The 18,106-nt window shown below is 73.3% G+C and carries 17 protein-coding genes; 12 read left to right on the top strand and 5 right to left on the bottom strand.

Annotated elements, in window-relative coordinates:
- Positions 1-183 precede the first annotated feature (183 nt).
- The 9 genes from K1J57_RS31980 (at position 184) to der (ending at position 9,541) form a co-directional block, all read left to right on the top strand.
- Positions 184-1,143 carry a ParA family protein gene (locus K1J57_RS31980; protein WP_220562419.1) on the top strand — a complete coding sequence of 320 codons (960 nt, stop codon included), beginning with the start codon at positions 184-186 and terminating at the stop codon, positions 1,141-1,143.
- Positions 1,140-1,532 carry a hypothetical protein gene (locus K1J57_RS31975; protein ID WP_220562418.1) on the top strand — a complete coding sequence of 131 codons (393 nt, stop codon included), beginning with the start codon at positions 1,140-1,142 and terminating at the stop codon, positions 1,530-1,532. Before K1J57_RS31980 ends, K1J57_RS31975 begins: the two co-directional genes overlap by 4 nt.
- A gap of 121 nt (positions 1,533-1,653) precedes the next feature.
- Positions 1,654-2,496 carry a ScpA family protein gene (locus K1J57_RS31970; protein WP_220562417.1) on the top strand — a complete coding sequence of 281 codons (843 nt, stop codon included), beginning with the start codon at positions 1,654-1,656 and terminating at the stop codon, positions 2,494-2,496.
- Positions 2,493-3,068 (top strand): SMC-Scp complex subunit ScpB, encoded by a 576-nt coding sequence (gene scpB, locus K1J57_RS31965; RefSeq protein ID WP_220562416.1) that lies wholly within the window; start codon positions 2,493-2,495, stop codon positions 3,066-3,068. The genes K1J57_RS31970 and scpB overlap by 4 nt, the downstream gene beginning before the upstream one ends.
- A 1,435-nt stretch (positions 3,069-4,503) precedes the next feature.
- Positions 4,504-5,358, top strand: a complete 855-nt coding sequence (locus K1J57_RS34225) for a pseudouridine synthase (protein WP_338151186.1) — start codon at positions 4,504-4,506, stop codon at positions 5,356-5,358.
- Between the two features lie 111 nt (positions 5,359-5,469).
- Entirely contained in the window at positions 5,470-5,832 is a 363-nt protein-coding gene (gene aroH / locus K1J57_RS31955) for a chorismate mutase (RefSeq protein ID WP_220562414.1), read from the top strand.
- Positions 5,833-5,949: 117 nt separating this feature from the next.
- Positions 5,950-7,062 carry a prephenate dehydrogenase gene (locus K1J57_RS31950; protein ID WP_220565931.1) on the top strand — a complete coding sequence of 371 codons (1,113 nt, stop codon included), beginning with the start codon at positions 5,950-5,952 and terminating at the stop codon, positions 7,060-7,062.
- 103 nt (positions 7,063-7,165) lie between these two features.
- On the top strand, positions 7,166-7,870 hold the full coding sequence (gene cmk, locus K1J57_RS31945; RefSeq protein WP_220562413.1) for a (d)CMP kinase: 705 nt from the start codon (positions 7,166-7,168) through the stop codon (positions 7,868-7,870).
- Positions 7,871-8,113: 243 nt separating this feature from the next.
- Complete coding sequence (der, locus tag K1J57_RS31940) at positions 8,114-9,541, top strand: ribosome biogenesis GTPase Der (protein WP_220562412.1); 1,428 nt, start codon at positions 8,114-8,116, stop codon at positions 9,539-9,541.
- 75 nt (positions 9,542-9,616) lie between these two features.
- On the opposite strand, the gene K1J57_RS31935 is transcribed toward der, so the two are convergent.
- Positions 9,617-11,116 carry an MFS transporter gene (locus tag K1J57_RS31935; protein ID WP_220562411.1) on the bottom strand — a complete coding sequence of 500 codons (1,500 nt, stop codon included), beginning with the start codon at positions 11,114-11,116 and terminating at the stop codon, positions 9,617-9,619.
- 163 nt (positions 11,117-11,279) lie between these two features.
- Here K1J57_RS31935 and K1J57_RS31930 point away from each other — a divergent pair, with 163 nt between their 5' ends.
- On the top strand, positions 11,280-11,801 hold the full coding sequence (locus tag K1J57_RS31930) for a DUF523 domain-containing protein (protein WP_220562410.1): 522 nt from the start codon (positions 11,280-11,282) through the stop codon (positions 11,799-11,801).
- On the opposite strand, the gene K1J57_RS31925 is transcribed toward K1J57_RS31930, so the two are convergent.
- Positions 11,780-12,343, bottom strand: coding sequence for a dihydrofolate reductase family protein (locus K1J57_RS31925; protein ID WP_220562409.1), 564 nt, complete (start codon positions 12,341-12,343; stop codon positions 11,780-11,782). The genes K1J57_RS31930 and K1J57_RS31925 overlap by 22 nt on opposite strands.
- Positions 12,340-13,278 carry a helix-turn-helix domain-containing protein gene (locus K1J57_RS31920; protein WP_220562408.1) on the bottom strand — a complete coding sequence of 313 codons (939 nt, stop codon included), beginning with the start codon at positions 13,276-13,278 and terminating at the stop codon, positions 12,340-12,342. Before K1J57_RS31920 ends, K1J57_RS31925 begins: the two co-directional genes overlap by 4 nt.
- Positions 13,279-13,444: 166 nt before the next feature.
- Here K1J57_RS31920 and K1J57_RS31915 point away from each other — a divergent pair, with 166 nt between their 5' ends.
- On the top strand, positions 13,445-13,810 hold the full coding sequence (locus K1J57_RS31915; RefSeq protein WP_220562407.1) for a VOC family protein: 366 nt from the start codon (positions 13,445-13,447) through the stop codon (positions 13,808-13,810).
- Between the two features lie 85 nt (positions 13,811-13,895).
- Positions 13,896-14,555 (top strand): dienelactone hydrolase family protein, encoded by a 660-nt coding sequence (locus tag K1J57_RS31910; protein WP_220562406.1) that lies wholly within the window; start codon positions 13,896-13,898, stop codon positions 14,553-14,555.
- A gap of 230 nt (positions 14,556-14,785) precedes the next feature.
- Here K1J57_RS31910 and K1J57_RS31905 read toward each other — a convergent pair whose 3' ends face one another.
- Entirely contained in the window at positions 14,786-16,612 is a 1,827-nt protein-coding gene (locus K1J57_RS31905) for a DEAD/DEAH box helicase (protein ID WP_255646749.1), read from the bottom strand.
- 14 nt (positions 16,613-16,626) lie between these two features.
- Positions 16,627-18,063 carry a hypothetical protein gene (locus K1J57_RS31900; protein ID WP_220562405.1) on the bottom strand — a complete coding sequence of 479 codons (1,437 nt, stop codon included), beginning with the start codon at positions 18,061-18,063 and terminating at the stop codon, positions 16,627-16,629.
- Between the last annotated feature and the right edge of the window lie 43 nt (positions 18,064-18,106).

Raw genomic sequence — 18,106 nt, 5'->3', positions numbered from 1 at the left:
CCCTCCGGGGCGAGGACGTGGGATTCTACACTCGGGTTTCATTGAAGTGCGTCGTGTCGGCGTTCTAGAGTCGCCGCACAGAGGTACGTTGCTGTCGACATATTGAGTTTCCGACGGCCGCCAGGCTCCAGGGGCACGGCATCCCTTCGGGCCGTGGCCGGTCCGTAGGGGAGGTCCAGGGTTGTGAACTGGTCGGAGAACGACGCCGCCGCGCACGGCGCGGCCGTCGGCGAGCAGGAACTCGCCGACCCGGTGACCAACCCCTGGGGCACGACACGCAACACGGGGGCCGATCTGCACGCGTCAAGACCTGAACGGACCTATCCGGTGCCAGAGCCCATCGACGAACACGGCCCGGCACGGATTGTAGCACTCTGTAACCAGAAGGGCGGGGTCGGCAAGACCACCACCACCATCAACCTCGGCGCCGCCATCGCCGAGTACGGCAGACGGGTGCTGCTGGTCGACTTCGACCCGCAGGGAGCCCTGTCGGTCGGGCTTGGCCGGCTCGACCCGCGCGAGCTGGACCTGACCGTCTACAACCTGCTCATGCAGCGGGACGTGACGGTCGAGGACGTCCTGCTCAAGACGGACATCGACGGCCTGGACCTGATCCCGAGCAACATCGACCTGTCCGCCGCCGAGGTGCAGCTGGTCGGCGAGGTGGCCCGCGAGCAGATGCTCGGCCGGGCGCTGCGACCGGTGATCGACGACTACGACGTCGTCCTCATCGACTGCCAGCCCTCGCTGGGCCTGCTCACCGTCAACGCCCTCACCGCCGCCGACGGCGTCATCGTGCCGCTGGAGTGCGAGTTCTTCGCGCTGCGCGGTGTGGCCCTGCTCATGGACACCATCCAGAAGGTCCAGGAGCGGCTCAACGAGCGCCTCGTCATCGACGGCTTCCTGGGCACGATGTACGACCCGCGCACACTCCACGCCCGCGAGGTCCTGTCCACCATCATCGACGGCTTCGGCGACAAGGTCTACGGCACGGTCATCAACCGCACCGTGCGCTTCCCGGACGCCACCGTGGCGGGCGAGCCCATCACCAGGTTCGACTCCTCCTCGGCCGGCGCCAACGCCTACCGGGAACTGGCCAAGGAGGTGCTGGCGAGGTGGCCTCTCAGCGGTCGCGGCGCGTGACCCTACCCGGGGCGGACGAACTGTTCTTCCGCCCCAGCGGCACCGAGGTGGACGCGGTGCCCGACACGGAGACCGAACGCCAGTACACGGCACCGGAACAGCGAAGGACCGAGCCCCGGACGCGCCCCGCGCGCGCCAAGGGCTCCACCAGGGTGGTCGACGGCGCACCCAAGCCCAGCGGCAGGCAGCGCCACGACGAGAAGATCACCGTCTACATCTCCGGGCCCGAGCTGCTGGCCCTGGAGCAGACCCGGCTGTCGCTGCGCGCCGAGCACGGGCTGTCCGCCGACCGGGGCCGCCTGGTCCGTGAGGCGGTCGCCGTCCTGCTCGCCGACTTCGAGGAGCACGGGCCCGCCAGCATGCTGGTGCGGCGGCTGAGCGAAGACTGAACAACGCCCGCCCGGTGTCGGAGGGGACATCGGGGGGCGGGGACGACCGAGGGTGTCACCGGCGGGGGCTGGCCGGTGACACCCTTGTGTGCATGGGTTACGACGACGAGGGGCCGGGGGTATGACGGGGGGACCTCCGGACGAGGCCGTGGAGGCGGGCGAGAACGCCTTCCTGGTGCACCTGGACAACTTCGAGGGGCCGTTCGACCTGCTGCTGGGGCTCATCGCCAAGCACAAGCTCGACATCACCGAGGTGTCGCTGTCGAAGGTCACCGACGAGTTCATCGCGCACATCCGCGCCCACGGGGAGGCCTGGGACCTGGACCAGGCCAGCAACTTCCTGCTCGTGGCCGCCACCCTGCTGGACCTGAAGGCGGCCCGGCTGCTCCCGCGCGGCGATGTGGAGGACGAGGAGGACCTCGCCCTGCTGGAGGCCCGCGACCTGCTGTTCGCCCGGCTGCTGCAGTACCGGGCGTACAAGGAGGTCGCGGCGTTCCTGCGCGACCGGCTGGGGGCGCAGGGCCGCCGGTACGCGCGCGCCGTGCCGTTGGAGGAGCGGTTCGAGGCGCTGCGCCCGGAGGTGCTGTTCAAGCTGGGGCCGCAGGAGTTCGCGGCGCTGGCCGGGATGGTGTTCACCCCCAAGGAGCCGCCGAGCGTCCCGGTCACCCACATCCACCAGCCCAAGACCTCCGTCAAGGAGCAGGGCGAGCTGATGGTGGCGGTGCTGCGCGAGCGGGGGAGCATGACGTTCGCGGAGCTGGCCGCCGAGTGCGACGGTACCTTCGAGGTCATCGCGCGGTTCCTGGCGCTGCTGGAGCTGTACCGGGCCGCGAACGTGGGCTTCGACCAGCCCGAGCCGCTCGGGGAGCTGGTCGTCACCTGGACCGGCGGCGAGGGCGAGGTCGAGGTGGACAGCGAGTACGACGCCGATCCGGCGGACGCGGAGAAGGGGGAGGACGAGTGACCGTGGAGGAGACCGCCGAGGTGCCGCCGACCCTGCGCCGCGACCTGGAGGCGGTGATGATGGTGGTGGACCAGCCGGTCTCGGAGTACGACCTGGCCCGCGCGCTGGGGGTGCCGGTGGCGGTGGTCTCCGAGACCCTCGAATCGCTGTCGCGGGAATACACCGAGCAGGGCAGGGGTTTCGACCTTCGGGCGGTGGCCGACGGCTGGCGCGTGTACACGCGGCCGGAGTGCGCCGACATCGTGGAGCACTTCCTCAAGGAGGGGCAGGAGGTGCGGCTGACCCAGGCCGCGCTGGAGACGATGGCGGTGGTGGCCTACCGCCAGCCGGTCTCCCGTGGCAGGGTCTCTGCGGTCCGCGGTGTCAACTGCGACGGCGTCATGCGTACCCTCGTACTGAGGGGGCTGATCGAAGAGTCCGGTCACGACCCGGAGTCCGGTGCCCTGCTGTACCGGACCACCTCCTATTTCCTGGAACGGCTCGGCCTGCGCAGCCTCGACGAGCTGCCGGATCTGGCACCGTTCCTGCCCGACGACATCGAAGGTCTAGACGACACCGGTGAGCACACCTAACGACAGTTCCCGCGGTGCGCGGGACTACGCCCCGCGCGGTGAGCGCGGCGATCGAAACGACAACGGCGGCGGCCGCGACCGCCGCGACGAACGAGGTCCCCGGGGTGGGGACGACCGCGGCCGCGCAGGCCGCTCCTACGGCGGGGACCGCGGCGGATTCCGCGGCCCGCGCGACGGTGGTGACTCCCGTGGCGGGCGTGACTTCCGTGGTACTGGTGGGGGCCGCAGCGGCGGCCGTGATTTCCGTGGCGCAGGTGAGGGACGTTCCATGAGTGATTCTCGTGACGGTGGAGACCGTCGTTCCTACGGCGACCGCGACTCCCGTGGCGGACGTGACTCCGGCGGCTACGGCGGCGGGCGTTCCTACGGCGGCTCCCGTGAGGGCGGCGACCGTGGTGGTTACCGCGGCGGGCGCGACGGTGGCGACTCCCGTGGCCAGGGTGGCTTCCGGGGTGGCCGTGACGGTGGGGACCGTGGCCGTGGCGGCTACGGGGGTTCCCGTGACGACCGTGGCGGGCGTTCCTTCGGCGGTTCGCGTGAGGGCGGCTTCCGCGGCGGGCGCGACGGCGACGACCGGCGTTCCTTCGGTGACCGCGACTCGCGCGGTTCCGGCGGCCGTTCCTTCGGCGGCTCCCGTGAGGGTGGCGACCGCGGGGGCTACCGCGGCGGACGTGACGGCGACGACCGCCGTTCGTTCGGTGACCGCGACTCGCGCGGTCCCGGCGGGCGCTCCTTCGGCGGCTCCCGCGAGGGCGGCTTCCGGGGTGGCCGTGATGGCGGGGACCGTGGCCGTGGCGGCTACGGGGGTTCCCGTGACGACCGTGGCGGGCGTTCCTACGGTGGCTCCCGTGAGGGTGGCGACCGCGGGGGCTTCCGCGGTGGGCGCGACGGCGACGACCGCCGTTCCTTCAGCGGTTCGCGTGAGGGCGGCGACCGTGGTGGTTACCGCGGTGGGCGTGACGGCGGCGACCGTGGTGGTTACCGCGGTGGGCGTGACGGTGGCGACTCCCGTGGCCAGGGTGGCTTCCGGGGTGGCCGTGATGGCGGGGACCGTGGCCGTGGCGGCTACGGGGGCTCGCGTGACGACCGTGGCGGGCGCTCCTACGGTGGCTCCCGTGAGGGTGGCGACCGTGGTGGTTACCGTGGCGGGCGTGACGGCGACGACCGCCGTTCGTTCGGTGACCGCGACTCGCGCGGTCCCGGCGGCCGTTCCCACGGCGGTTCCCGCGACGACCGCGGCGGGCGTTCCTTCGGCGGCTCCCGCGAGGGCGGCTTCCGTGGTGGGCGTGACGGTGACGACCGTCGTTCGTTCGGTGACCGCGACTCGCGCGGTCCCGGCGGGCGCTCCTTCGAGGGCGACCGGGACGCGCGTCCCAAGAAGCCCCGGCACAAGATCGACCACTCCGGCGACCTCCCCGGCGGCCGCAAGGTGCCCATGGGCGACATCAAGAGCGAGAACCAGCTCTCCAAGGCCGCCCGCGAGCGCCTCAACGCGCTGCGTTCGGAGTACGACCCCAAGGACGAGGACCGTCCCGACGAGGCCCGCGACAGCTACACCGACGTCGAGGGCGGCATCCGCCTCCAGAAGGCCCTCGCCGCCGCCGGCGTCGCCAGCCGCCGCGCCAGCGAGGAGATGATCGCCGCGGGCCGCGTCAGCGTGGACGGCGAGGTCGTCCGCCGCTTCGGCGCCCGGGTGGACCCGGAGAAGTCCGAGATCCGCGTCGACGGCATGCGCGTCGTCACGTCCCCGGACAAGCTCTACTTCGCGCTCAACAAGCCGCGCGGCGTCGTGAGCACCATGTGGGACCCCGAGGGCCGCCCCACCCTGGCCGACTACACCGGCCAGACCGAGGAGCGGATCTTCCACGTCGGCCGGCTCGACACCGAGACCGAGGGCCTCATCCTGCTCACCAACGACGGCGAGCTGTCCAACCGGCTCACCCACCCGCGGTACAAGGTCATCAAGACCTACATCGCCAAGGTGCCCGGCCCCGTCCCGCACAGCGTGGTCAAGCAGCTGCGCGCGGGCGTGGAGCTGGAGGACGGCCCGGTCGAGATCGACTCCTTCCGCGTGGTCGACAACGACGGCGCGAAGGCGCTGGTGGAGATCCGCCTCCACGAGGGCCGCAAGCACATCGTGCGGCGCGTCATGGAGGCCGTCGGCCACCCGGTCGCGGACCTGGCCCGCACGCAGGTCGGCCCGATCGACCTGAACACCCTCAAGCTGGGCACGATGCGGGCGCTGACCCCGCGCGAGGTCAGCGAGCTCTACAAGGCCGCCGGGCTGTAGGTCCCGGCTGGTTATACAGTTGACGGCGGTCGCGACCCGGGGTCGCGGCCGCCGTTCCCGTTCCTCCGACCGGGGACGGGTACGCGGAACGACGGACAAGGCGGGATCGACGTGGCGGTACGGGCCATTCGCGGAGCGGTGCAGGTCGACGCGGACGAACGCGGGCAGGTGCTGGAGGCCACGGCCGAACTGGTCTCCGAGGTGATGCGGCGCAACGGGTTGGAGCCGGAGGACGTCATCAGCGTGCTCTTCACGGCCACCCCGGACCTGACCAGCGAGTTCCCGGCGCTGGCCGCCCGGGAGCTCGGGTTCGTCGACGTCCCGCTGATGTGCGCCACCGAGATCGGGGTCCCGCACGCCCTGCCGCGCGTGGTGCGGCTGATGGCGCACGTGGAGACCGACCGCCCGCGCGCGGAGCTGCACCACGTGTACCTGCGGGGCGCGCAGGCGCTGCGGCTGGACATCGCGCAGTAGGCGCCGCCGCCCCGGCCGCCGTCCCGCGGGCCCGTCGCGGGCGGTGCCCGCCGGACACGCCCTAATCTGGGGTGACACGGAATCGGACGCACGGGGCGGGGGAGCACGGTGAGCGGGATCGGGGACGCGGGGGCGCGCGACGGACGGCCGTCCGTGCGCCGGGTCGCGGTGCTGGGGGCCGGCCTGATCGGCACGTCGATCGCGCTGGCCCTGCGTTCGCACGGCGTGGAGGTCCTGCTGTCCGACCCGGACGCGGCCGCCCTGCGGCTGGCCTGCGACCTGGGCGCGGGGGAGCCGCTGGAGGGCTCGGGCGGCCGCCCGGCCGACGTCGCGGTGATCGCCGCCCCGCCCGCGGTGGTCCCGCAGGTGCTGCGCCGGGCCCAGGACGACGGGCTCGCGCACGTCTACACCGACGCGGCCAGCGTGAAGGCGAACGTGGTGGCGGCCGCCGAGGACCTGGGCTGCGACCTGGCGACCTTCGTGCCGGGGCACCCGATGGGCGGCCGGGAGAAGCGGGGGCCGGGCGCGGCCCGCGCGGACCTGTTCCTGGGCCGCTCGTGGGCGCTGTGCCCGACGGGCAAGGCCGACCCGGGCGCGGTCGAGCGGGTCGCGGAGGTGGCCCGCCTGTGCGGGGCCGACCCGCTGGTCGTCGACGCCGCCGCGCACGACCGGGCCGTGGCGCTGGTCTCCCACGTCCCGCACCTGGCCTCCTCCGCGGTGGCGGCCCGGCTGCTCGACGCGGGCGAGGACGCCCTGACCCTGGCCGGCCAGGGCCTGCGCGACGTCACCCGGGTGGCGGGCGGCGACCCGTCGCTGTGGACGGAGATCCTCACCCACAACGCGGCCCCGGTCGCGCGGGTGCTGCGCGCGGTGGCCGAGGACCTGTCCCGGACCGCCGACGCGCTGGCCGGGCCGGACATGGAGGCCGGGCCGGTGCGGGACCTGCTGGTCCGGGGCCGGGACGGGCACGGGCGCATCCCCGGCAAGCACGGCGAGCCGACGCTGCCGGACTATACGGTGATCCCGGTGGTGATCCCGGACGAGCCGGGCACCCTGGGCCGCCTGTTCGCCGCGGCCGCCGACGCCGGCGTGAACATCGAGGACGTGCGCATCGAGCACACCCCGGGCCTGCCGCTGGGCGTGGCGCAGCTGTACGTGCTGCCCGCGGGGGTGGACACCCTCAGCCGGGCGCTGGCCGCCGACGGCTGGTCGGTCCACCCGGGCGCCTGAACGGTGCGCACCGCGTGGGCGGTGCCGCGCGTGGACGCCGCGAGTGTTCCGCGCCGGTAGGCTGGGGCGTCGGTAGTACGACGAGCGGTAGAGGCAGGATCACGTGAGCGGGCAGGGCAGCACCGAGGGCATCGTCATCGCGATCGACGGTCCCTCCGGGTCGGGCAAGTCGAGCACCTCCAAGGGTGTGGCCAGGGCGCGCGGCCTGCGCTACCTCGACACCGGCGCCATGTACCGCGCGCTGACCTGGTGGATGCTCGACAACGGCGTGGACGTGCACGACTCCGCCGCGGTGGCCGCCGCCGTCGGGCGCCCGGTCATCGAGATGGGCACCGACCCGGCCGCCCCGACGGTGTCCGTCGACGGCCGCGACGTGGCCGTGGAGATCCGCACCAAGGAGGTCACCGGCAGCGTCAGCGCCGTCTCGGCGGTGCCGCGGGCCCGTGAGCTGCTGGTGAGCGCGCAGCGGGAGATCATCGACGCCGCCCGGCGCGAGTGCGCGGGCATCGTGGTGGAGGGCCGCGACATCACCACGGTGGTCGCCCCCGACGCCCCGGTGAAGCTGTTCATCACCGCCAGCGCGGAGGCCCGCGCGCAGCGCCGCAGCAAGGAGATCCGCACCGGCGACGTGGCCGGCACCCAGGCGGCCCTGGAGCTGCGGGACAAGCTGGACTCCAGCCGCGCCCACTCGCCGCTGACGCTGACCTCCGACACCGCCGAGCTGGACACCACCGGGCTGGACCTGGACGAGGTCGTCGCCCTGGTCGTCGAGCTCGTCGACGAGGCCGCCGCGGCGGCCCGCGCCTGACCCTCCGGGCGCCCGCAGGGGCCGCCCCTCCCCGGTCCGGCCCCGTGAGCGCGGGGTGACATCGGACACCGGGGGGAACACACGGACACCCGCGGAGGTTGCCCTTCGCGGTACACACGCGGACGCCGACGGCGTCCGCGCCGATCGGGCCGCCCCGTATCGCACGGGCGCGGCCGGTCGGCTTTCGCACTCCCCGCGGCACGCATCCTGGGCGCGCGGGGACTCAAGGACCGGGAGCAGTACGTGAACGACGACTTCGAGAACGCCGACATCGGCACCGGGGGCGAGACCGCCCCGCTGCCGGTGGTGGCCGTGGTGGGCCGCCCCAACGTGGGCAAGTCCAGTCTCGTCAACCGCATCATCGGCCGCCGCGAGGCCGTGGTCGAGGACGTGCCGGGGGTGACCCGGGACCGGGTCGCCTACGACGCCGAGTGGCAGAGCACCCAGTTCACCCTGGTGGACACCGGCGGCTGGGAGACCAGCGTCAGCGGGCTGGCCGCGATGGTCGCCCGCCAGGCCGAGTACGCGGCGCAGACCGCCGACGTGGTCCTGTTCGTGGTGGACGCCACGGTCGGCATCACCGACGCCGACGAGGCCGTCACCCGCGTGCTGCGCGCCACCAACCGGCCCGTGGTGCTGGCCGCCAACAAGGTCGACGGCAGCATGCAGGAGTCCGACGCGCTGGAGCTGTGGAACCTGGGCGTGGGCGAGCCCTACCCCATCAGCGCCCTGCACGGCCGCGGCACCGGCGACCTGCTGGACGCCGTCGTGGCGGCCTTCCCCGAGCAGGCCCGGGAGGCCGAGGCGCCCGAGACCGAGGACGGCCCGCCGCGGGTGGCCCTGCTGGGGCGCCCGAACGTGGGCAAGTCCAGCCTCCTCAACCGGCTCGCCGGCGAGGACCGCGTGGTCGTGGACTCGGTGGCGGGCACCACCCGCGACGCCGTCGACGAGCTGATCGAGCTGGGCGGCAAGACCTGGAAGTTCATCGACACCGCCGGCATCCGCCGCCGGTTCCGCGCCCTCCAGGGCGCCGACTACTACGCCACCATGCGCACCGGCACCGCCCTGGAGCGGGCCGAGGTCGCGGTGGTCCTGATGGACGTCAGCGAGCCGCTGGCCGAGCAGGACATCCGCGTGGTCGAGCAGGTGGTGGAGGCCGGCCGCGGCCTGGTGCTGGCGTTCAACAAGTGGGACATCCTCGACGAGGAGCGCCGGATCTACCTGGAGAAGGAGATCGACCGCCAGCTGGCGCGGGTCGCCTGGGCGCCCCGGGTGAACATCTCCGCCCGGACCGGCCGCCACATGGAGAAGCTGGTCCCGGCGATCGAGACGAGTCTGGCCGGCTGGTCCCAGCGCATCCCGACGGGGCAGCTGAACAACTGGCTCAAGGAGCTGGTGGCGGCGACCCCGCCGCCGGTGCGCGGAGGCAAGCAGCCCAAGATCCTGTTCGCGACGCAGGCGGGGGCGAAGCCGCCGCAGTTCGTGCTGTTCACCACCGGGTTCCTGGAGGACAACTACCGGCGGTTCATCGAGCGGCGCCTGCGCGAGGACTTCGGGTTCGAGGGCTCGCCGATCCACATCAGCATGCGGATCCGGGAGAAGAAGGGCGGGCCCGTGGGCAAGGCGTCCAAGGGCAGTGTGCGCCCGGACCGCCAGCGCCGCCGCCGCTGACCGCACCCGGGCGCGGCCCGGACGCCGAAGGGGGCGCCTCCCGGCCGGGAGGCGCCCCCTTCCCCTGTCCGCGGCTCAGGACTCGGAGGGCAGCCTGCGCACGTTGCTGGGCGGCACGTGGGGCCCGCTCTCGCCGGTGGGGCGCGGGTAGGGCAGCCGGGTGCCGCCCGGGGTGCGCTCGGGCACGGGGATGGCGGGCGCGCCCGGCAGCGGGCGCCCGGCGCTCTCCTTCATCCGCCACACCACGACCAGGCCGACGGCGCCGGCCCCCATCACCAGCCAGGCGGGCGAGTAGAGGTTGCCGGTGGACTGCACCAGCGACTCGGCCACCAGCGGGGTGGTGCCGCCGAACAGCGCCACCGAGATGTTGAAGCTGATCGCCAGCGCGCCGTAGCGGACGCTGGTCGGGAAGAACGCCGGGAGCGTCGCCGGGGCGGCGCCGGAGAAGTGCACCAGGGTGATCGCCAGCACCACGATGCCCAGGGCCACCCCCACCGGGCTCCCGGTCTGCAGCAGCCAGAACGCGGGCAGGGTGAGCACGATGGAGAACAGGCTGCCCGACAGCAGCACGGGCCTGCGCCCCACCCGGTCGCTGAGCCGCCCGAACCCGGTGACGGCGACCAGCATGAGGACCATCGCGGCCAGGGTGAGCAGCAGGGCGGCGGTCGAGCCGTACCCCAGCTCGGCCTCCAGGTAGGTGGGCATGTACGCCGTCACCATGTAGTTGTTGACGTTGAACACGAGCACCAGGCCGATGCACAGCAGCATGTTCCGCCACTGGCCGACGACGGTCTCGCGCAGTTGCCCCTTGCGGCGGTGCCCCTCGGGGTCCTTGGCGAACCCCTCGGCGTGCTCGGCGCTGTCGGAGAACACCGGCGTCTCCTCCAGCTTGATCCGCAGGTAGAGGCCGACGGCGCCGAGCGGCAGGGCGAGCAGGAACGGGATGCGCCAGCCCCAGGCGAGCATGGTGTCCGGGCCCAGCAGCAGGGTCAGGACGGTGACGATGGCGGCGCCGCCCACGTACCCGCTGACGGTGCCGAACTCCAGCCAGGAGGAGAGGAAGCCGCGGCGCTTGTCGGGCGCGTACTCGGCGATGAAGGTGGTGGCGCCGCCGTACTCGCCGCCGGTGGAGAAGCCCTGGAGCATGCGGGCGACGAGCAGCAGGACCGGCGCGGCGATGCCGATGGTGGCGGCCGAGGGGATGAGCCCGATGCAGAACGTGCTGACCGCCATGAGCAGCATGGTGAAGGCCAGTACGTGCTTGCGGCCGATCCGGTCGCCCAGCGGGCCGAAGAACAGGCCGCCGAGCGGGCGCACGAGGAAGGCCGCGGCGAACGTGGTGAAGGTGGCGATGAGCTGCACGCCCTGGGACTGCGAGGGGTAGAACACCAGGCCGATGGTGACGGCCAGGTAGCTGTAGACGCCGAAGTCGTACCACTCGGTGGCGTTGCCGATGGCGGCGGCGGTGACGGCCTTGCGGGTGGTGCGGTGCTCGGTGGCCAGCGCCGCCGGCTGCTTCGCGGCGGCCTCGCCCGGCGGATTCCCGGGCTGCTCCCCGGGCCGGTTCTCGCTCACGTGTCCCCCTCCATGAAATCACTCAAAGCAACACGATAGCGACCTTGTGTGATATTGCCTGGATTGTCGGGGTGTTCCGTCCGTGTCGTCCCGTACCTCCGGCGCGGAGGGGCGGTGGCGGGGGAGCGGTAACGTGGTCGGTGTCGCCCGGGAGGAGAGGAACATGGACAAGGTCCTGGTCAGCGCCTGCCTGGTGGGCCGCCCGGTCCGCTACGACGGCCGCGCCAAGACCGTCGACGACGCCCTGCTCGACCGCTGGCGCGCCGAGGGCCGCCTGGTGGTGCACTGCCCCGAGGTGGCGGGCGGACTGCCCGTGCCGCGGCCGCCCGCCGAGATCGAGCCCGGGGCCACCGCCGCCGACGTGCTCGACGGCGGGGCCCGCATCCTCACCCCCGACGGCGACGACGTCACCGCGTACTTCGTCGCGGGGGCCCGCGCCGCCCTGGCCTTCGCGCGCGAGCGCGGGGCGACCGTGGCCGTCCTGAAGGAGTCCAGCCCCTCCTGCGGGCTCCACGAGGTCTACGACGGCACCTTCACCGGGCACAAGCGCGTCGGGCGCGGGGTCACCGCCCACCTGCTGGCCGGGAACGGCGTCGCGGTCTTCAACGAGCACGGGCTCGCCGCCGCCGACGCCCGCCTGCGGGGCGCCGGCGACGGTCGGGCTCAGGAGCGCACGACCTCGTAGCGGGCGCAGGCGAAGGCCCCCGTCCGGTGCACGTCCAGCGGCCGGAGGTCCACCCGGCCCGCCAGCAGCGGGGCGCCCGACCCCAGCGTGACCGGGGCGATGGACACGATCACCTCGTCCAGCAGGCCCAGCCGGGCCAGGTCCGCGGCGATCCGGCCGCCGCCGAGCAGCCACAGGTCCTTGCCCCCGGCCGACTCCACCACCTTCGCGTGCAGGGCCCGCAGCTCGTCGTCGGAGTCGGCGGCCGCGAACCGGATGTCGTTCGCGCCCTTGAACGGCGGCAGCTCCCGGTGGGTCAGCACCCAGGACGGCATGTCGTAGGCCCAGTCCTTGTCGCCCTCGTGCCGGTGCACCCACTCGTAGGTCGTGGCCCCCATGAGGACGGCGCCGACCCCCTTCATGAACTCCTCGACCTCGCTCTCGGCGCTCTCACCCTGCGCCGCGCCCCCGGCTTCCGCGGCGAACAGCCACTCCAGCGAATGGTCCTCCGTGGCGATGAAGCCGTCCAGGCTCGTCGCGGTGTTGTAGACGGTCCGGGTCATGATGTGCCTCCGTATCGGTCCTGCAACCACTCGATGGGATCCCCGTGGTCCACCTCCACCCCCTCGGCGCGCAGCATGTGCCGCACCAGCTGCCTGCGGTGCGCCGCGTACGTCAGGACGTGCGCGACCACCGACCCCAGCACGAAGCTCTCCGGCGGATCGCACAGGGCGTCGACCAGGCGGTCGCCCCAGGCGCCGCGGCGGCCGATGCCCTCGACCGTCGCCACCCAGTGCGGGCCGATCACCCGGTGCCGCTCGGCGAGCTCCTCCAGGCCGTCGCCGCCGCGCTCGGGGAAGTCCGTGCCGTCGACGGACGCGCACCACACCTCCTTGGCCCACACCAGGTGGTCCAGGACGGCGGCGATCGACTCCTCGGGTCCGTCCCAGGTGAGGACGGTCCACCCGGGGGCGTGCACCCTGCGGTAGGCCTCCTCCGACAGCCCGGAGGCCGCCTCGATCAGTCGGCCGGTGTCGGCGATGTCGTGGTGGACCTGCAGGGACACGACGTCCATCGCGGGGCGCTCCTGGGGTGGCGACTCGATCCACAGGTGGATCGGGGGGTGGAAGTGGATGCCGTTCGGAGCGGGCAGCCAGGTGCCGCTGCCGGAGGTGGTCGCCCCCGGCGGGTGCCCGAAGGCCCGCCCGAACGCGCGGATGAACCCCTCCACCGACCGGTAGCCGGCGGCGAACGCGGCGTCGGTGACGCTGGACCCCTGCCGGATCTGCCAGGCGGCCCGCTCCAGCAGCACCCGGCGGCGCAGCGCCACGGGGGACTCCCCGGTGTCGCGGCTCAGCCGCCGGGAGAAGTGGAACGGCGAGCTGTAGGCCCGCTCGGCCATGGCGGCCAAGGCGGTGCCCTCACCGCCGTCCTCGTCCGCCAGGACCGCGTCGAGGAGCTCGCGGAGCCGGTCCCGGCCGGTGGTGGGTTCGGTCATGGGACCAGTATGTTCGGGCGGCCCCGGGCGGCGCTTGACCGTTCTTGCGCACCCGTGTCGGGGCGGGCCCGCGCGGGCGGTGGGCGGCCGCGCCGCCGCGGCGTAGGGTGTGCCGCATCCGGCCGGGGGCACCGGGCCTTCGGCCCCGCAAAGGAGCGGAGGGCACATGCGACTGGTCTGCGTACTCGACACCGGCGACCTGCGGGCCGCGGCCGACTTCTGGTGCGCGGCGCTCGGCTTCGAGCGGGAGGAGGCGCAGCACGGCCCGTACCTGGCGCTGCGCGACCCGGGCGGGCGGTGGCCCGACCTGCTGCTGCAACAGGTGCCCGAGCCCAAGGCGGGCAAGAACCGGATGCACCTGGACATGGTCGTCCACGACGTGGAGGCCGAGATCGCGCGGGTCCGCGCCCTGGGCGCGCGGGTGCTGCGGCCCGTTTTCGAGGAGGACGGGCACCTGCTGGCGGTCCTGGCCGACCCCGAGGGCAACGAGTTCTGCCTGGTCGAGCGGCTCGACGGCACCCTGGGCGGATGACCGGCCCGGGAGGCGGGGCCGTGTGTGTGCGTTCCGGGCCCGGGGGTAGCGGACCCGTCGAGGGGACCGGCCGGGAGGAGACGCCATGACCGGGCGCGAGGTGACGGTGCGCACCGCGGACGCCGCACTCGACGGGGACCTGGACCTGCCGCCCGCGGCCGTCGGCGCGGTGGCCTTCGCCCACGGCAGCGGCAGCTCCCGGCGCAGCCCCCGCAACCGGGCCGTCGCCGCCGTCCTGCGGGACGCGGGGATCGCGACGCTGCTGTTCGACCTGCTCACCCCGGAGGAGGAGCGCGTCGACCGGGCCACGGCCGGGCTGCGCTTCGACATCGGGCTGCTCACCGGGCGCCTCACGGGCGCGGTGGACCGGCTGGCGGAGTGGGAGGGCACGGCGGGGCTGCCGGTCGGGCTGTTCGGCGCCAGCACGGGGGCCGCCGCGGCCCTGCGGTGCGCGGCCGAGCGCCCCGGGCGGGTGGCCGCCGTGGTCTCCCGCGGCGGCCGCCCCGACCTGGCCGGCGAGGAGGCGCTGCGGCGGGTGCGCGCCCCGGTTCTGTTCGTCGTCGGCGGCGCGGACACGCGTGTGCTGGAACTCAACGAGCGCGCCCTCGACGCGCTGGGCGGACCCGGCCGGATCCACGTGGTCCCCGGCGCCGGGCACCTGTTCGAGGAGGAGGGCGCCCTGGAGGAGGCGGCCCGCGCCGCCTCCGCCTGGTTCGCCCGCGCGATGGGCGGACGCGGGGAATGAGGGAGGTGGCGTTCGGGCCGGGCGGTTCCGCCCGTGCCCTGTCGGCTCTCCGTGCCGGGGGCCCGGGGACGGGCTCCGCCGCCCCCGGGACCCCGTGCACACGGCGTGAACCGGGCCCGGGAGGTGCGCTGGACCCCGGGCCCGATCACGTCACGCGGTAGGGCTCTGTACGGGCAGCCGCCCGGGTCTCCGCACCGGGCCGGTGCGGGCCCGGCGCGGACGGATCCGTGTCACTGCCGGGGAGCGCCGTACAGGTGGTCCAGCAGGGCCCCCATGTCCGAGCGCTCCAGCCCTGCCGGGGCGGCGGGCTCGTCGGCCAGGTCCGCGAGCTGCTCGACACCGGGGTCGTCGAGGACCGCCCCCATGAAGCGCAGCTTGGCGGCCAGGCGCTCCTCGATGACTTCGTCGATCGTCTTCTCCGCGACCAGGATCCGCACGTTCGTCTCCGTGCCGGGAGCCAGGCCGAGGCGGTGGATCCGGTCCAGGCTCTGCAGGAACCGGCCTGCGGTGAAGTCCCGGTCCACGTACACGGCCTCGTGGCAGACCTGGTGGAGGCTGATGCCCTCACCGAGGGTCGCGGGGTTGGACAGCAGGACGAGGCATCCGGGATCCTTGCGGAACCGCTCGATCTGCTCGTCGCGGTCAGGGGTGCCGCCGTGGACGACGGCGGGAGCGCAGTCCCCCAGCATCCTCTCGAGCGTGGTCAGGCTGCGGACGAACGTCGACCAGACGATCGTCTTCCGCCCCCGTGCGGCGTTCGCGCGCACGATCTCACAGGCCTTCTTGTACTTCGGGGAGTCCTCGTAGCGGGGAAGGTTGTCCAACATGTGCTTGAGGGACGGGTTCCGCGGGACCTCCAGGCGGGGGAGGTCGTAGGGCAGGGGCTCGTACCTGCTCCCGCCCTCCGACAGCAGGGCGGGGGAGGCCGCAGCCATGATCAGGTACATGGAGACCCGGCCGTACTTCTCCAGGCCCTCGCTGCCCTGGCCGCTGCCCGCGGCCCGGAGGCCCTCCTCCCCGGCGATCGCCGAGTAGAGCTCCCGGTGCCAGTCGTCGAGGCCGACGCGGACGACACGGGGGTCGAGGGGCGGAAGGCCGAGCTCCTGCTTGGTCGTCCGGCAGAAGAGCGGCTTGAGCTCCGCACTGGCCTCGCGCAGGCTGCGGTCGGCGATGGCGCGCTCGACCCTCCTGCCCCCCTGGCCGGGCCAGACGAAGGAGAAGAGGCTCTGCAGGTCCTTGGCACCGTTGGGCGCCGGCGTGCCGCTGAGGGCGAGCCGGCGCCGCGCGAGCGGCCCCAGGGACAGGCAGACCGCCCCGTAGACGCCCTGCGCGCCGCGCTTCATGCGGTGCGCCTCGTCCAGGACCAGCATGGACGGTTCCGCGCTGAGCCACTTCGCCAGCGCGTCCTGGCTGCCGGCGAGGCGCTCGTAGTTGATGACCACGACCTCGGCCAGGGGGTCCAGCATCCCGCCGTCGGCGATGTGGACGACGGGTGGCTTCTCGAAGCACAGCTTCACCTCCTCCGTCCAGCTTCCGTGGGCCGACTTCGGTGCCACGACGAGCATGCGGAAGACCTCGCCCCGGTTCCGGGACGCGTGGAAGTCGGCGAGGGCGACCCGTGTCTTCCCTGCGCCGGGAACGCTGAAGTTGGCGCCGTGCCGCATCGAGAGGAGCCTGCCGATATCCCTGCGCTGGAAAGCCGTCAGGGGGGCCAGCCAGCCGGGCTCGAGCAGCTCGCCGACCTCGTCGGCGGAGACCTCGGAGGGGGCGGGGCCGTCGCCGTTGAGCCTGGCGCTGGCCTCCCCCGCCTCGCGTACGGAGTCCTTGACGAGGTTGGCGACCGACGTGTCCCAGCGGACGTCCTGCGACGGCCAGTGCTGGAGCGCCTGGAAGGCGGAGAGGAAGTCGTCGAGGGGGACGTGGACGGTGTCCGGGGACCGGTGGGCCGAGCCGCGGAACCGGCGGGCCATTCGGCCGAGTTCGGCCGTGTAGGAGGAATCGGCCTCCAGGACCACGGCGGTACCGGACGGGGAGAGCCTGATGGCGAGAGTGGGCAAGGGAGAGTCTTCCTTCACAGGTCTGCGACCGCGTCCTGCAGCCAGGACAGTCCGGGCCCGGGCTGGTCCACACCCCGGGAGGCGACGCGCGAGAGCTTCTTCAGGGCGGCCGCGAGTTCCAGGAGCGACTCGTCCAGGGCCTGGTGCTCCATGAGGTCCTGGCTGCGTGCCTGCGAGGCCTGCTGCGTCGACTCGCCGATGAGCTCTGCGGCGTCCCGGAGGGTCTTGGCCGCGGCGGTCTTGCGCTTGGCGCGGAGGGTCGCCCACTCGGCTTTCTGCACCCCCTGCTCGACCGCGTCCTTCACCTGGTTGAGCACGGTCCGGGCTTCGGAGGACTCCTCGGCCGTGAGCAGGGGGGCGGCGGCCTGCCTGGCCTTGGCCTGGAGGACCCGGTCGGTGAAGGCACGCGCACGCAGGGTCTCCGGGTCGTCGGCCGGGAGGGGCAGGCCGTCGCCGAGGTCGAGGCCGGGAAGGGAGAAGGGCTCCTCCGCCGGGTCGGCCGGCCGGGCGAACCCCTCGCCCAGCACGGGGACGAGGTAGGAGTTGTGGAAGTCGTGGCCGACGTAGCGGACCTTGGTCTTGGCGGTGCCCAGGACGATGGCGAGCAGCCGGTTCTCCCGCAGCGCTTCGGCCTTGCCCGCGTCGGCTGCCTGGTGGTAGCTGCGGTGCAGCTCGGACAGGGTCTCCTGGTGGCCCTCGAAGTCCATCAGGCGCAGGCTGGTCTCGTCCCCTCCGGCGAGCCGCTCCCGGCTCCGGTCGATCGCGTCGGAGATGAAGTCGTACACCCACAGGTCGCGCTTGATCGCCTTCGGCGTGGTCCGGAAGGCCTTCGCCAGCTCTTCCGGGGTACGTCCCGCCGAGGTCTGCTCGTGGACCGCGATCAAACGGTTGATGTAGGAGTAGTCGCGTCGGCGGTCCTTCCTGAGCTGCAGCTCCAGCTCGACCGCCGCGATGTCGGCCCAGGTGGCCGTGGCCGGCAGGACGGCCGCCCGGAAGTCGCGCTCCTTCAGGTCCCTGAGGGCCGCGCACCGGGTGTTGCCGTTGACCAGGATTCCGCTGGGGGTGATGATCCCCGCGTCCTTCTGGCCGTACGCCTCCAGGTCGTCCCTGAGCTTCTCGAAGTCGGGGTCCGTGGCGTCGGGGTTGTCCGGCTTGCACCGGAGGAGCTTGTGCAGGTACTCCTGGCTCTCCTCGGACCAGGGGTCCTCCGCGAGCCTGGCATCGAACACCGGGTCGTGGGAGCGCTGTGCCCGGATCCGGTGGGTCGCCGGGTTGTAGAGGAGGACCTCGGTCGGCACGGTGATGACCTTGAAGTTGGTCGGCTGCCCGCGCCACTCGACCCGTACGGTCTCAGGTGCTTCACCGGACCTGCGGGCCTCCTCCAGCCGGGCCTCCACCATGGTGCGGACCGCGCTGCCGGCGGGCGTCTCTGCGATCTCTGCGGGGTTCATGTCTACGCCTTTCCTTCTCGTGTCTGTCCGGCCGGGACGCGCA

Source organism: Nocardiopsis sp. MT53 (assembly GCF_019598965.1).
GTDB classification, from domain to species: Bacteria; Actinomycetota; Actinomycetes; order Streptosporangiales; family Streptosporangiaceae; genus Nocardiopsis; species Nocardiopsis changdeensis.
Note: the sequence above shows the minus strand (reverse complement) of the source record. Positions and strands in the feature narration are given on the sequence as shown.